The 13,806-nt window shown below is 59.5% G+C and carries 11 protein-coding genes, 1 pseudogene and 1 riboswitch; of the genes and pseudogenes, 8 read left to right on the forward strand and 4 right to left on the reverse strand.

Annotated features, from left to right (window positions below; all coding sequences use genetic code 11):
* Window positions 1-33 precede the first annotated feature (33 nt).
* Both AC0L7L_RS15400 and AC0L7L_RS15405 read left to right on the forward strand, forming a co-directional pair.
* Window positions 34-1,421: pseudogene (locus tag AC0L7L_RS15400) on the forward strand (leucyl aminopeptidase family protein).
* 5 nt (window positions 1,422-1,426) lie between these two features.
* A complete protein-coding gene (locus tag AC0L7L_RS15405; RefSeq protein ID WP_473513955.1) occupies window positions 1,427-2,287 on the forward strand; it encodes a C40 family peptidase in 861 nt (286 codons plus the stop codon).
* Between the two features lie 85 nt (window positions 2,288-2,372).
* Here the strand turns inward: AC0L7L_RS15405 and adhE are convergent, their stop codons facing one another.
* From adhE to AC0L7L_RS15420, 3 genes are all read right to left on the reverse strand, one after another.
* On the reverse strand, window positions 2,373-5,039 hold the full coding sequence (gene adhE, locus AC0L7L_RS15410; RefSeq protein WP_473509921.1) for a bifunctional acetaldehyde-CoA/alcohol dehydrogenase: 2,667 nt from the start codon (window positions 5,037-5,039) through the stop codon (window positions 2,373-2,375).
* A gap of 364 nt (window positions 5,040-5,403) precedes the next feature.
* Window positions 5,404-7,881 (reverse strand): heavy metal translocating P-type ATPase, encoded by a 2,478-nt coding sequence (locus tag AC0L7L_RS15415; RefSeq protein WP_473509923.1) that lies wholly within the window; start codon window positions 7,879-7,881, stop codon window positions 5,404-5,406.
* An 81-nt stretch (window positions 7,882-7,962) separates the two neighbouring features.
* The gene (locus tag AC0L7L_RS15420; RefSeq protein ID WP_473509925.1) at window positions 7,963-8,172 is read right to left on the reverse strand and encodes a heavy-metal-associated domain-containing protein; all 210 of its coding nucleotides are present in this window, start codon (window positions 8,170-8,172) and stop codon (window positions 7,963-7,965) included.
* Between the two features lie 154 nt (window positions 8,173-8,326).
* Here AC0L7L_RS15420 and AC0L7L_RS15425 point away from each other — a divergent pair, with 154 nt between their 5' ends.
* From AC0L7L_RS15425 to AC0L7L_RS15445, 5 genes are all read left to right on the forward strand, one after another.
* A complete protein-coding gene (locus AC0L7L_RS15425) occupies window positions 8,327-8,959 on the forward strand; it encodes a LysE family translocator (protein WP_272212902.1) in 633 nt (210 codons plus the stop codon).
* Window positions 8,960-9,013: 54 nt separating this feature from the next.
* The gene (locus AC0L7L_RS15430; protein WP_272212903.1) at window positions 9,014-9,460 is read left to right on the forward strand and encodes an NUDIX hydrolase; all 447 of its coding nucleotides are present in this window, start codon (window positions 9,014-9,016) and stop codon (window positions 9,458-9,460) included.
* A gap of 67 nt (window positions 9,461-9,527) precedes the next feature.
* Window positions 9,528-9,605: riboswitch (SAM riboswitch) on the forward strand.
* A 66-nt stretch (window positions 9,606-9,671) separates the two neighbouring features.
* Window positions 9,672-10,604, forward strand: a complete 933-nt coding sequence (locus AC0L7L_RS15435; RefSeq protein ID WP_473509928.1) for a homoserine O-succinyltransferase — start codon at window positions 9,672-9,674, stop codon at window positions 10,602-10,604.
* 66 nt (window positions 10,605-10,670) lie between these two features.
* Window positions 10,671-11,693 (forward strand): aldose epimerase family protein, encoded by a 1,023-nt coding sequence (locus AC0L7L_RS15440; RefSeq protein WP_272212906.1) that lies wholly within the window; start codon window positions 10,671-10,673, stop codon window positions 11,691-11,693.
* 24 nt (window positions 11,694-11,717) lie between these two features.
* Entirely contained in the window at window positions 11,718-12,518 is an 801-nt protein-coding gene (locus AC0L7L_RS15445) for a YdcF family protein (RefSeq protein WP_272212907.1), read from the forward strand.
* Window positions 12,519-12,560: 42 nt separating this feature from the next.
* On the opposite strand, the gene irrA is transcribed toward AC0L7L_RS15445, so the two are convergent.
* A complete protein-coding gene (irrA, locus tag AC0L7L_RS15450; RefSeq protein WP_272212908.1) occupies window positions 12,561-12,977 on the reverse strand; it encodes an iron response transcriptional regulator IrrA in 417 nt (138 codons plus the stop codon).
* Window positions 12,978-13,281: 304 nt separating this feature from the next.
* Here irrA and fabA point away from each other — a divergent pair, with 304 nt between their 5' ends.
* Window positions 13,282-13,791 carry a 3-hydroxyacyl-[acyl-carrier-protein] dehydratase FabA gene (gene fabA / locus AC0L7L_RS15455; RefSeq protein WP_272212909.1) on the forward strand — a complete coding sequence of 170 codons (510 nt, stop codon included), beginning with the start codon at window positions 13,282-13,284 and terminating at the stop codon, window positions 13,789-13,791.
* Window positions 13,792-13,806: the final 15 nt, after the last annotated feature.

Raw genomic sequence — 13,806 nt, forward strand, 5'->3', positions numbered from 1 at the left:
CGGGAGGACAGACAAGTATCGAGTGATTCACCCATGGCCAGTTTCCAACTCTTCAACCGCCCTTCACCTTTTTGCGACACGGGAGCGGCGACCACCCCGCTCTACGGCGTTGTGCAGCCCGAACTCGAGCAGACGGATACTCTTCCCGAGGACTTTCGGAGCTTTGCCCTTTCGGCTGGATTTTCCGCGCGCGAAGGCGAGATCCTGATGCTTCCGGGAAAAGACGGCAGACTTGCCGGCGCCCTGCTCGGACTTGGCGCGAACACCGGCGGTCCTTTCATCACCGGCAGACTTTCGAGGCTCCTGCCCGCCGGAGACTGGCACCTTGCCCGCTATCCCGGGGACCTGACCCAGGCACTGATCGGCTTTGCTGCAGGCTGCTACCGGTTCGGGCGCTATCTGAAGCCATCGACAACCGGCCAGGTCAAGCTGGCCATACCCGAGAGCTGCGACCCGGCAGAAATCGAGCGTAATATCGCGGCCATCCACCTTGCCCGAGACCTGATCAACACACCGGCAAATGACATGCAGCCGGATCACCTGGAACAGGCGTTCGAAGGGCTTGCCGACCATTATGGTGCATCTTTCAGTGCAGTCCGCGGTGACGACCTTATCGCGTGCGGTTTCCCTCTGATCCATGCTGTCGGCCGCGCCGGCGAAAGCCGCCACGGCTGATGGAGATGCGATGGGGCAGAAAGGGCGCACGCTCCGTCACACTGGTCGGCAAGGGGGTCTGTTTCGATACCGGCGGGCTTGATATCAAGCCGGCTGCCAGCATGGGTTTGATGAAGAAGGACATGGGCGGGGCTGCCAACGTCATGGCACTGGCACTGATGATCATGGATGCCGGCCTCGACGTCGACTTGCGCGTCATCGTGCCGAGCGTCGAGAACGCCATCGCAGGCAATGCCTTCCGCCCGGGCGACATCTACCGTTCACGCCAGGGCCTGACGGTGCAGATCGACAACACCGACGCCGAGGGACGGTTGATCCTTGCCGACGCGCTGACCTATGCCGACGAGGCATCCCCAGACCTGCTGATCGATATGGCGACGCTGACAGGGGCTGCCCGCGTTGCCCTCGGTCCGGATATCGCGCCGTTTTATACCGACAGCGACGGTTTTGCCGAGACGCTTTTCACGAATGGCGAAAAGCTCTCTGACCCGGTCTGGCGTATGCCGCTTTTCGCCGGCTACGATGCAAGGCTGAAGACCGGCATCGCTGATCTCACCAATGCGCCCGCCGGCGGTATGGCCGGCTCAATTACCGCCGCTCTATTTCTGAAACGCTTCGTTCGCCACGCACGTAGCTGGGCGCATTTTGACATTTACGGCCACGCACCGGCAGATCGCGATTTTGGCCCGGCAGGCGGCGAGGCTCAGGCCATCCGCGCGCTCTACGAAACAATCCGGACACCCTGATGGTCATGGAACTCGACAGAAGGCTTCACGCCTTTCGCCCCGATCTCGCCGATGCCCGGCTCTCCGGCATCGTTCACGCAGACCGTTTCGCTGTACCGACGCCGGCCCAGATCATCGTTCCCGTCGCCCCGCTCAGACCGAAACCGGCGGAAGCCGCCGTGATCGACAGCCAGCTTCTGTTCGGAGAAACCGTCGATATCTTCGAGCGCAAGTCGGGCTGGGCGTGGATCCAGTCGCGTTTCGACGGCTATGTCGGCTACATTCCGGAAGCAATGGTGGCCGAAGGGGAGCGCCAGGCATCCCACATGATCTCGGTACCCCGGACCTTTCTCTATCCGGAACCAGAGCTCAAGTCCGGGCCGGTCTGTGCGCTCTCCATGGGCTGCATGCTGACCTTTGTCGACGAAATGGAGACCCGCGGAAGCCGGTTTTATGTATGTTCGGACGGAACGGCCGTGTTTGCCGATCACTGTTTTCCGCTCGGCCGGCCATTTGAGCACGACCCGGTCAAAACGGCACTGCGCTTCATCGAAACACCTTATCTGTGGGGCGGACGTTCGGGTTTCGGTCTCGACTGCTCGGCGCTGGTGCAGATCGCGATGATGATGGCCGGATGCGCCGTGCCGCGCGATTCCGACATGCAGGCACTGATGGATGGCGAACCGCTGACACGGCGTGCGCTGAAACGCGGCGATCTGGTGTTCTGGAAAGGCCATGTCGGCATCATGGAGGACGCCAACACCCTGGTACATGCCAATGGCGCGGCCATGCGGGTGATGCGCGAAAACCTCGACCATGCCATCACCCGAATCGCATCGACCTACGGCAACCCGACCGCCTACCTGCGGCCGGAGCGGTCACGGTAGACCGCAGTTTCAGCAGGCCTCAGACCGTAACAAAAAACGCCGCCCGAAGGCGGCGTTTTCGTTGATCGGTTTCAGTGCCCTGCTTTTACTTGCGGGCGCTGAGCGGCACGACCGAACCCTTGTCATCGGCAGCTTCCGGCTCGTGGGTGACGCCTTCTTCGTAAGCGCGGCCGTAATAGGTGTCGAGCAAGACCTGACGGATTTCCGAGATCAGCGGGTAGCGCGGATTGGCGCCGGTGCACTGGTCATCAAAAGCCTTTTCGGCAACCCCGTCGAGATGGTCGAGGAAGTCGGCTTCACCGACGCCCGCAGCCTGGATCGATTCCGGGATATCGCAGGCCTTGTTGAGGCTTTCGATCCACTTGACAAGGTTTTCGACCGACTGCTCGTCCGTCTTGCCGCCAAGGTCGAGATGACGGGCAATTTCGGCGTAGCGGCACAGTGCTTTCGGCCGGTCATACTGGCTGAAGGTCGCCTGCTTGGTCGGATTGTCGACGGCATTGTAGCGGACCACATTGGCCAGCAGCAGGGCGTTCGACAGGCCGTGCGGCAGGTGGAACTGCGCGCCGATCTTATGCGCCATCGAGTGGCAGACTCCGAGGAAGGCGTTGGCAAATGCAATGCCGGCAATCGTCGCGGCATTGTGAACCTGCTCGCGGGCCTTGGGATCGGCAGCGCCGTTCTTGTATGCCGAGGGCAGGTACTGTTTCAAAAGCTTCAGAGCCTGAAGCGCCTGACCGTCCGAATACTCGTTCGCCATGATCGAAACATAGGCCTCGAGTGCGTGGGTCACGGCGTCGATACCGCCATGAGCCGTCAGCGCCTTCGGCATGTTCATGACCAGATCGGCATCAACGATGGCCATTGTCGGCGTCAGCTCGTAATCGGCAATCGGATATTTCATACCGGTCTTTTCGTCGGTGACGACGGCAAACGGGGTGACTTCCGAACCGGTGCCCGAAGTGGTCGGCACGGCAACAAACTTGGCCTTCACGCCGAGTTTCGGGAAGTGGTAGATGCGCTTGCGGATATCCATGAAGCGCAACGCCAGATCGGCGAACTCGACTTCCGGATGCTCATACATCACCCACATGATCTTGGCAGCGTCCATCGGCGAACCGCCACCCTGTGCAAGGATGATATCCGGTTCGAAAGAGCGCGCCAGTTCCCAGCCCTTGCGGACAACGGCAAGCGTCGGGTCGGCCTGAACGTCGAAGAAGGTTTCGACTTCAATGCCAAAGCCCTTCAGAACCCGGACAGTGTCATTGATATAGCCGTTCTCGAAAAGGAACCGGTCGGTCACGATCAGGCAGCGCTTGTGGCCCTTGAGTTCTTCAAGTGCGAAGGGAAGCGAACCGCGACGGAAATAGATCGACGGGGGAAGCTTGTGCCACAGCATGTTTTCTGCCCTCTTGGCGACCGTTTTCTTGTTGATCAGATGCTGCGGACCGACGTTTTCCGAGATCGAGTTACCACCCCACGAACCGCAGCCAAGCGTCAGCGACGGCGCCAGGCGGAAATTGTAGAGGTCACCGATACCGCCCTGCGATGCAGGCGTATTGACGAGAATACGCGCCGTCTTCATGCGTTCGCCAAAGGCGTTGACGCGGTCGGGCTGCAGATCCTGATCGGTATAAAGAACCGAGGTGTGACCGATACCGCCGAGCGCAACCAGGTCGGCAGCGATGCGGGTGGCGTGGTCAAAATTCTTCGCCCTGTACATGGCCAGCGTCGGCGACAGCTTTTCATGGGCGAAGACTTCCTCCTCACCCGTGCTTTCGACTTCGGCAATCAGCACCTTGGTGCGCGGCGGCACCTTGATACCAGCCATGGCGGCGATTTTTTCGGCTGACTGGCCGACGATTTCAGCGTTGAGTGCGCCCTTCTTGTTCATGATGATATCACGAACGGCACCGGCCTCATTGCCCGACAGCACATAACCGCCATGGCTGATGAAGCGCTCACGCACGACATCATAGACCTTGTCGACCGCGATAACCGACTGTTCCGAAGCGCAGATAACGCCGTTGTCGAAGGTCTTCGACATCAGAATCGAGGCAACGGCGCGCTTGATATCGGCGAATTCGTCGATAACGGCCGGTGTGTTGCCGGCGCCGACGCCGATGGCGGGCTTGCCCGACGAATAGGCGGCCTTGACCATGCCGGGGCCACCGGTCGCAAGGATCAGGTTGATATCGTCATGGTGCATCAGCGCGTTGGAAAGCTCGACCGAGGGTTCATCGATCCAGCCGATGATATCCTTCGGTGCACCGGCCTTGACGGCAGCTTCAAGCACAACGCGGGCGGCCTCGCAGGTCGAGCGTCTTGCACGCGGATGCGGCGAGAAGATAACCCCGTTCCTGGTCTTCAGGCTGATCAGCGCTTTGAAAATCGCGGTCGAGGTCGGGTTGGTGGTGGGGACGATAGCGCAAATCAGGCCGATAGGCTCGGCGACCGTGAAGATGCCATATTCAGGCTCTTCCGAGAGGATGCCGCAGGTCTTTTCGTCCTGGTATTTGTTATAGATGTATTCAGAGGCGAAGTGGTTCTTGACCACCTTGTCCTCCATCACACCCATGCCCGTTTCTTCGTGAGCCATACGGGCAAGCGGAATGCGGGCGTCGGCCGCGGCGAGGGCGGCGGAACGGAAAATGAAGTCGACCTGTTCCTGGGTATAGGTCGCAAACTTCTGCTGCGCTGCCTTCGTCCGGGCAACAAGCTGGTCAAGTTCGGTCGTGCTGATGGCCGGCATGGGACTACTCCTAAGCTGATCGCCGGAAAGCCCGGCGGTTGCTGTAAATGGCGAACGGAAAAGGCCGGTCTTGGGAGCGGCCCAACGGTCGTTCAGTGAGTTTTTCGCCTCAATTCGTCACCGGGATGGCACCCGGCCGGGTTCCAAAACGCTCCGGAACGAAGACCGTCCAATCTCACCGGAGGCAGATATAGGCCGCTTTAAATCGGTTCGTATTGATCGTGATCAAAGGATCGGGGATTCTGGAGTTTCCTTTTTTCATGATCAAAAGCGGCTGAAACGAACTGTAGAGCTATGGCAGCAGTAAGGAAAGCCGGTTCGAAAAAAGTTTTGTGCGAGCCGGCCTCAAAGCACCACTATCGTATCAGGAAAGCGGACTGAACCGCTTCAGCCGGAGCGCGTTCGACAATACGAACACGCTTGACAGCCCCATCGCGGCCGCGGCCAGCATCGGCGACAGGAGCGTGCCATTCACAGGATATAAGATACCGGCGGCCACCGGAATGAGCACGGCATTATAGGCAAAGGCCCAGAACAGGTTCTGCGCGATATTGCGCATTACCGCGCGCGAAAGCTGAATGGCGTTGACAACACCGGTGAGAGCGCCCGACATCAGCACCACATCCGCCGTTTCAATGGCGATATCGGTGCCTGTACCAATGGCAATACCGGTATCGGCAGCGGCAAGCGCAGGCGCATCGTTGATGCCGTCACCGGCAAAAGCGATAGCACCATGCTCGGCGCGCAGCACGGTGAGCGCATCAACCTTACCGTCCGGCAGCACGTCGGCAATCACCGTATCGATCCCGACGTCCCGGGCGATCGCTTCGGCGGTTTTCCGGTTATCACCGGAAATCATCGCGGTTTTCAGGCCGGCATCATGCAATGCGGCAATTGCGGCCTTTGCCGAAGGCTTGACCGGATCGGCAACGCCGATGACACCGGCAAGCCTTCCATCGACCGCGACAAACAACAAGGAGCGCGCCTTGGCTGCAAGGTCTTCGGCGACGAGGTCCAGCGCCTTCGTATCGGCGGACAGCGCCTCCATGAAGCGGCGGGCGCCAACCGCAACGATGCACCCATCAACCGTCGCCTTCACCCCGAAGCCGGGCTGCGCCTCAAAACCTTCAGCCTTTGAGACGGCAAGCTTTTTATCAGCAGCGCTGCCCAGCACGGCTTCCGCCAATGGATGTTCGGAGCCGGCTTCGACGGCGGCGGCAAGTGCCAGCACGTCATCGGAACTGAAACCATCAGCTGGCAGCGCCTCGGTCACCTGCGGGCGCCCCTCGGTCAGCGTACCGGTCTTGTCGAAGGCGACGATGGCGGTGTCGCGCAGCGTCTGCAACGCCTCGCCATTGCGGAACAGCACGCCGGTTTCCGCCGCCCTGCCCGTGCCGACCATGATCGAGGTTGGCGTCGCAAGGCCCATGGCGCAGGGGCAGGCAATGATCAGCACCGCAACGGCATTGACGAGTGCGAAGGAAAAGGCAGGCGTTGGCCCGATCAACAGCCAGATCAGAAAGGTGATGGCCGCAGCGATCAGCACCGCCGGCACGAACCATGCGGTCACCTTGTCGACCATGGCCTGAACGGGAAGTTTCGCCCCTTGGGCGGTTTCGACCATCTTGACGATGCGGGCCAGCACCGTGTCGGAACCGATCGCCGTGGCACGGAAGCTGAAAGACCCGGTCTTGTTGATGGTGCCGCCGGTTACAGCATCGCCCCCGCCTTTTTTCACCGGCAAAGGCTCGCCGGAAATCATTGCCTCGTCGACATGCGAGGAACCGGAGACGACCGTGCCGTCGACCGCGATCTTCTCGCCGGGACGCACGATCACGATATCGCCGCGCTTCACGTCGGCAATCGGGATATCGACGGTCTGTCCGGCGCGCTCGATCCGGGCGGTCTTCGGCTGCAGTCCCATCAGATGGGTGATGGCCGCAGAAGTGCGCCCCTTGGCCTTGGCCTCGAAATAGCGGCCAAGCAGGATCAACGTGATAATGACGGCGGAGCTTTCGAAATAGACCTGGGCGGCGCCTGCGGGGAAAATCTGCGGCCAAAAGGTCGCGACCGTGGAATAGGCCCAGGCCGCACTCGAGCCGAGCATGACCAGCGCATTCATATCCGGCGAAAGCCGCCGGAACGAGGCGATTCCGTGGCTGTAGAACCGCCGCCCCGGGCCGAACTGCACGATCGTGGCCAGGACGAAGTAGACCAGGTGCAGCGGAAATACGCCGACATTCGCGGTCAACTGACGCCCGAAAGCGGGGACAAAATGCGACCCCATCTCCAACACGAAAAGCGGCAGCGTGAAGGCGAAGGCGGTCAACAGGTCGCGCTTCAGAGCGGTCTGTTCCTTTGCCCTGTGGCCTTCATGGCTTTCAACGTCAGGCGCCTGATTGTCAACGCGAAGCGTCTCAAAACCAGCCTTTTCCACGGCAGCCTCGAGCATCAGGACGCTGACAGACGGCACCACCGAAACGGTGGCCCGCTCATTGGCCAGATTGGCGTGGGCAGAGACCACGCCGGGCACACGGGAAAGCGCGCGTTCGACGCCGGAAACACAGGAGGCGCAATGCATACCGCCGATACCAAGCTCGACAGTTGCAAGCGATACGCCATAGCCACCCTTCTCGATCGCGGCGACAACGGCACCGGTCGCCTTGCGGTCTGAAAGCGTAACATCTGCCGTTTCTGTGGCAAGGTTGACGGCAACCGCCTCAACCCCTTCGACCTTGCCGACAACCCGTTCGACGCTGCGCACACAGGAGGCACAGGTCATGCCCGTCACCGGCAAGGTGATGTGCTGCGTTTTCCGCGCGGTTGTGATCGTCTGTTCCATGGTCAGTGCCTTTCGTGCCGGTCGCGCCCGAGCGGGTGGCCCCGACAGACAGGCGCGCAAATATTCAAAAGCCGACGTTTCTCACGCCACGACGTCGTAACCAGCGTCTTCGATGGCCTCGACCGCATGTTCGCGGGTGGCCGGTGCGGCAAGCGCAAAAGAGGCTGCGGCGGCGTCAAGACTGACGTCGATATCGGAAACACCGTCAATGCGGCCAAGCGCATTGGTGACCTTTTCGCTGCATTTGCTGCAGCCCATGCCTTCGATTTTCAGCGTCAGTTTCTCTGCCATCTTCGTGCTCCTTGCTGTTGGTGAGACCAAGATGGGGCTTCCAGTAGCTGGAAGGTCAAGGCGGTGCGAGATGTTTTTGATTGCAGCCCACTTGCCAGCAAAAGCAGGACCTGTCTTTGCTAGAAATATTCTGAAGAATTCACCGGAGAGAGAGATGGATTTACACCTCTGGCTTACCTTCGTGGCCGCATCGACAGCACTGCTGTTCATTCCGGGGCCCACTGTTCTTCTCGTCCTGAGCTACGCGCTCGGTCAGGGTCGGCGGGTTGCGCTTGCCACCGTTGCCGGTGTCGCGCTTGGGGACTTTATCGCCATGACCGCTTCGCTTGCCGGGCTCGGCGCGCTGGTGCTGACGTCAGCCAAGCTGTTTCTCGTTCTCAAATGGGTCGGTGCGGCCTATCTTGTTTATCTCGGCACCCGGCTATTCAAAAGCACCGGTCCGAGCGAGGCCGTATCGGCTTCCGCCAACGCCCCGCTTGCAGCAAGGCGGGTTTTCTTTCATGCCATGGGGGTGACGGCGCTGAACCCGAAATCGATTGCCTTCTTCATCGCCTTTGTACCGCAGTTCATAGCACCCGAAACACCGCTTCTTCCACAGTTTGCGATACTCACAGCCACGTTCGTCGGGTTAGGCGCAATCAACGCTCTGGCGTACGCACTAATGGCCGACCGGCTCCGAATAAAGCTGACATCTCCCAAGATTTCTTCATTGTTGCCGCGTCTGGGTGGCAGCGCCCTGATCGCCATGGGCATCACAACGGCGACACTGAGACGGGCGACATCCTGAAAAAGGGTGCTACCGCGAGAATGAACGCGATCTATAACAAAGGGCCCAAAGCATATGCCGCCAGACGCCGAAAAAGTGCTCATCTACGCACGACGTGGCAGCAGAATCCTTGTTTTTGATGAACCGGATTTTCCCGCCGTGCCGCTTCAGGTTCCGGGCGGCACGATAGAACACGGGGAGTCTGCCATTAATGCGGCAAAGCGGGAATTTCACGAGGAAACCGGCTTGTTGCCGAACAAAAACTGGTCAGAACATGGCAGCGCCGACTACAACTTCAGCAAAAACGGCAAGACCGTAAGTCACCGGCGTCACATCTTTACAGTTCTCCTAGAGGATAAAACGCCGGAGTTCTGGTTTCATGACGAGAAGCATTCCTCAGACGGTCATTGCTCCATTCGCTTTCGCCTGTTTTTCCTTGAGTGGAAAGAAGCCACAAGGAGTCTAGGATTTGGCATGGAAATACCGCTTTCGTGGCCGATATTTCGTGCATTTTTCGCCTGAGGCAGCCCACCGGCAAGATGGTGTCTGTTGCGCCATGATTGACGCCCGGCAATTACGGCGATATCTACCTTCTTCTTGTGGTGATTTGGCCGGCCGGCTTGCAGCCACGTAAAACAATTCGCTAAAGGGCCGAAGCAAGCAGAAAATTCCTGCCCATTCGGACCGGTTGCGTATTGAGACGGCCGGTTTCTGTTCGGGATTGGAATGAGACATGCCTATCAAGATTCCAGATACGCTGCCGGCCTTCGAGACACTGATTTCCGAAGGCGTGCGGGTCAAGACGGAAACGGTTGCGGAGCGGCAGGATATTCGGCCGCTGCATTTCGGGCTGCTCAACCTGATGCCGAACAAGATCAGGACCGAGCTTCAGTTCGCGCGCCTTCTCGGCGCCTCTCCGCTGCAGATCGAGCTGTCGCTGGTGCGTGTCGGCGGCCACAAGGCCAAGAACACGCCGATCGACCACCTGCTTTCATTCTACCAGACCTGGGACGAAGTGGCGGAGCGTAAATTCGACGGCTTCATCATCACCGGTGCGCCGGTGGAGACGATCGATTTCGAGGACGTGACCTACTGGAACGAGATGAAGTCGATCCTTGACTGGACCACGACCCATTGCCACTCGACAATGAATATCTGCTGGGGCGCGATGGCCGCTGCCTATCATTTCCACGGCATCCCCAAGAGGCTTCTGGAAAAGAAGGCCTTCGGCGTCCACCGCCACCGCAACCTGAAACCGGCCTCGGTCTATCTCAACGGTTTTTCCGACGATTTCCAGATACCGGTTTCGCGCTGGACAGAGGTGCGCCGGGAGGATCTGGAACGCGTCGCCGGCATGGAATTGCTGATGGATTCCGACGAGGTCGGCCCCTGTCTTGCGCAGGAGAGCTTCGCCAACCGGCTCTACATGTTCAACCATATCGAGTATGATTCCGGTTCGCTCGCCGATGAGTACATGCGTGATGTCGAAGCAAATGTTCCAGTTGACCTGCCATTCAACTATTTCCCGGCAGACGACCCGAACCGCACCCCGCTCAACCGCTGGCGCTCGCATGCGCATCTGCTGTTTGGCAACTGGATCAACGAAGTCTACCAGACGACGCCCTACTCTCTGGAAGAAATCGGCAAAAAGCGCCTGAGCGCTTGAAGCACCGGGCATTCCGGCGCAATATCCGCGCCGCAATGCAACATTTCAGATGCGGAGGATTAAAAAATGAGTGCGCCACAACCGGAAGCCTTCGGCCAGACAAAGGACGGCCAGACCGTCAGCCGAGTCACGATCTCGGGAGGCGGACTGACCGCGAAGATCATCAACTGGGGCGCCGTCGTTCAGGATCTGCGCCTTGAAGGTCACGATCATGCGCTTGTTCTGGGATTTGACGATTTCGACAACTATCCGGCCCATTCTCCCTATTTTGGCGCAACACCGGGGCGTTCGTCCAACCGGATCGCGAATGGCCGTTTTTCAATCGAAGGCAAGGAATATCAGGTCGACTGCAACGAAAACGGCATCACCAATCTGCATGGCGGCAGCAACGGTATCGGCGTCAGCATGTGGGAATTCGAGGAGATCGGCGAAGACCGGGTGACGCTCAAGATCACCGACCCGGACGGACGCGGCGGCTTTCCCGGCAATTGCGAAATCCGCGCGCATTTCCGGCTGAAGCCGCGCGGCGTGTTCTCGGTGGTTTACGAGACAACCGCCGATCAGCCGACGATCGCCAACATGTGCAACCACACCTATTTCAATCTCGGCAACGGCACGGATACCCTCGAGCACACGCTGATGATCATGGCCGACCACTATCTGCCAACGGATGAGCGGCAGATCCCGACTGGCGAGCTGCGGTCTGTCGCAGGCACGCCCTTCGACTTCCGCAAGCCACATCCGATGAAGCGCGAAGACGAGAACGGCCGGCAGGTTTTGTTCGACCACAATTTTTGCCTGTCGACCGAGCGCACCGAAAAGCGGCCGGTGATCAGCGCCTATGCGCCGTCATCGCGGGTCACGCTCGACGTGCTGACGACCGAGCCCGGTGTGCAACTCTACACCGCCTTCAAACTCGACGAGACGCCGGAAGGCCTCAACGGCTTCCCCTACGGCCCGTTTGCCGGTTTCTGCCTTGAAACCCAGGTCTGGCCCGACGCCATCAATCAGGAGGGCTTTCCGAACGCCATCCTTCGACCCGGCAAGACATTGCGCCAGGAGACGGACTACGTCTTTCGCAAGGGCTGAGTGACCGCTGTCCGGGACGCAGGCATGATGTTCGTTCTGTCAAAGCTGTTCTGGCTGGTGTTCCAGCCCCTGGCATTCGCCTTTCTCTCAATGGTCGCGGCACTTTTCTGCCTTGCCTTTTCAAAGACCGGCGCGGCGGCGGTGTTTTCCGGCCTTGCCGCGCTGACGCTTGGGGTGACTTGTTTCACCAATCTCGGCGCGGTGCTGCTGGCTGATCTCGAAACCCGCTTCGACCGGCCGGACCTGACCGAACCACCGGGTTGCGCCATCGTGCTTGGCGGTGGCATCAATACCGGGGCCTCGGCCCGCCGGGGCAGCTATGTGTTCACCAGGGCAGCCGACCGCTATATCGAGGCGCTGCGACTTGCCCGGCTTTACCCGGAGATGACAATCCTGATCACGGGCGGGGATAATGCGCTGACCGGTGTGAAAAACGGCGAGGCCGAGCCCGCTGCCCGGTTCTTTGCCGATCACGGCATCGCATCCGACCGCCTGATTTATGAGCCCGATGCCCGCAACACGGCTGAGAACGCCGCCAATACGGCTGCGCTAATGGCGGAAAACGCGATGGAAGGGCCGTGCCTGCTGGTCACTTCGGCCTATCACATGCCGCGCGCCTTGGCGCTTTTCGAAATGACCGGGATGATCGTGACGCCTTGGCCCGCCGATTTCCGGACAGACGGCAGGCTTCGCCTTGCGCCCAGCACCGACAGACCGATGACCAATGCGGCAATGCTTTCTACTGCACTGCGCGAGTGGGCGGGTCTTCTCATTGCGCGGATGCGCGGCCACACAGCAACATTGTCTCCGCGGCAGGATGGATAGGAGCATCGGCCGGTTCAAGCCAATCGACCGACGCCAAGACTGTCAGGATTTCTTCGGACGCAGACGGACGACCACATCGATATGGGCGATTTCCATGCCGTCGGGCGGCGTCGGCAGGCCGTTCAGGGAAATGCCGTCGGCGGGCATGTCGACCACCTGGTTGTCACCTTCGATAAAGAAATGATGATGATCAGAGGTATTGGTGTCGAAATATGTTCTTGCGCCCTCGACGGCGAGAACACGGATCATACCGGCATTGGTAAACTGGTGGAGCGTGTTGTAGACCGTGGCCAGTGAAACCGGCACGCCGGCATCCTGTGCCTCGCCGTGCAGCTCCTCAACGGTCACATGACGATCACCCTTGGCGAAAAGCAAATCGGCCAGCGCGACACGTTGACGCGTCGGACGCAGGCCGCTTCCACGAAGCTTTTCTTCTGATACGCGATTTCTCGGTGTCATATCCACTTTCATGGGTTGATCTGACAAAATGCAAATATCGCTCGGTATAACCGTATTGAGAATCGCTTTCAATAGGACTGGGGCTTGCGGCGATTGAAATTAAGCTGCAAATACCGGTCTGAAACGCGTTTCGCTCTGGCCGCGGAAGACGGCTTCCTGTATGGCCTCGGTGAACGGAATGACAATTGATTTACGGGATTTCTGGCCCAAGTAGCATATCGGCGCATTGCTGCAACAAGAATACGCCCTTATCTTGTGCCCGATACCGGAAACCCCTCGCGGAACGAAGGGAAGCAGAGTTTTAATGAGCACGAAACAATCGCATTTCGATTACGAAGACATCATCAAGTGCGCCGAGGGCGAGCTTTTCGGCCCCGGCAATGCGCAACTTCCGATGCCGCCGATGTTGATGTTCAACCGCATTACCGAGATTTCGGAGGATGGCGGCGTCAATGGCAAGGGCCACGCCCGTGCAGAATTTGACATCACGCCCGACCTCTGGTTTTTCGAATGCCACTTCAAGGGCGACCCCGTCATGCCGGGTTGCCTGGGCCTCGACGCGCTGTGGCAGCTGACCGGATTTTATCTCGGCTGGCTTGGTGAACCCGGCAAAGGCCGTGCGATTTCCACAGGTGAGGTGAAATTTTCGGGCATGATCACGCCGAAGAACAAGCTCGTCGAATATGGCGTCGACTTCAAGCGCGTGATGCGCGGCCGCCTGGTTCTCGGCATTGCCGACGGCTGGGTGAAAGCCGATGGCGAAATCATCTACAAGGCCTCCGATCTCAGGGTCGGCCTGTTCAAGGAACAGTAAGCCGCAATTGGCGGT

The sequence above is a fragment of the Martelella sp. K41-7 genome, assembly GCF_055808365.1.

What these genes read in the sequence shown, in the direction of transcription:
- AC0L7L_RS15420 (WP_473509925.1), bottom strand. Translation starts at nt 8,172, where the DNA reads ATGGCAGAGAAACTGACGCTGAAAATCGAAGGCATGGGCTGCAGCAAA.
- AC0L7L_RS15445 (WP_272212907.1), top strand. Translation starts at nt 11,718, where the DNA reads ATGATGTTCGTTCTGTCAAAGCTGTTCTGGCTGGTGTTCCAGCCCCTG.
- AC0L7L_RS15440 (WP_272212906.1), top strand. Translation starts at nt 10,671, where the DNA reads ATGAGTGCGCCACAACCGGAAGCCTTCGGCCAGACAAAGGACGGCCAG.
- AC0L7L_RS15430 (WP_272212903.1), top strand. Translation starts at nt 9,014, where the DNA reads ATGCCGCCAGACGCCGAAAAAGTGCTCATCTACGCACGACGTGGCAGC.
- adhE (WP_473509921.1), bottom strand. Translation starts at nt 5,039, where the DNA reads ATGCCGGCCATCAGCACGACCGAACTTGACCAGCTTGTTGCCCGGACG.
- AC0L7L_RS15405 (WP_473513955.1), top strand. Translation starts at nt 1,427, where the DNA reads ATGGAACTCGACAGAAGGCTTCACGCCTTTCGCCCCGATCTCGCCGAT.
- AC0L7L_RS15425 (WP_272212902.1), top strand. Translation starts at nt 8,327, where the DNA reads ATGGATTTACACCTCTGGCTTACCTTCGTGGCCGCATCGACAGCACTG.
- irrA (WP_272212908.1), bottom strand. Translation starts at nt 12,977, where the DNA reads ATGACACCGAGAAATCGCGTATCAGAAGAAAAGCTTCGTGGAAGCGGC.
- AC0L7L_RS15435 (WP_473509928.1), top strand. Translation starts at nt 9,672, where the DNA reads ATGCCTATCAAGATTCCAGATACGCTGCCGGCCTTCGAGACACTGATT.
- fabA (WP_272212909.1), top strand. Translation starts at nt 13,282, where the DNA reads ATGAGCACGAAACAATCGCATTTCGATTACGAAGACATCATCAAGTGC.
- AC0L7L_RS15415 (WP_473509923.1), bottom strand. Translation starts at nt 7,881, where the DNA reads ATGGAACAGACGATCACAACCGCGCGGAAAACGCAGCACATCACCTTG.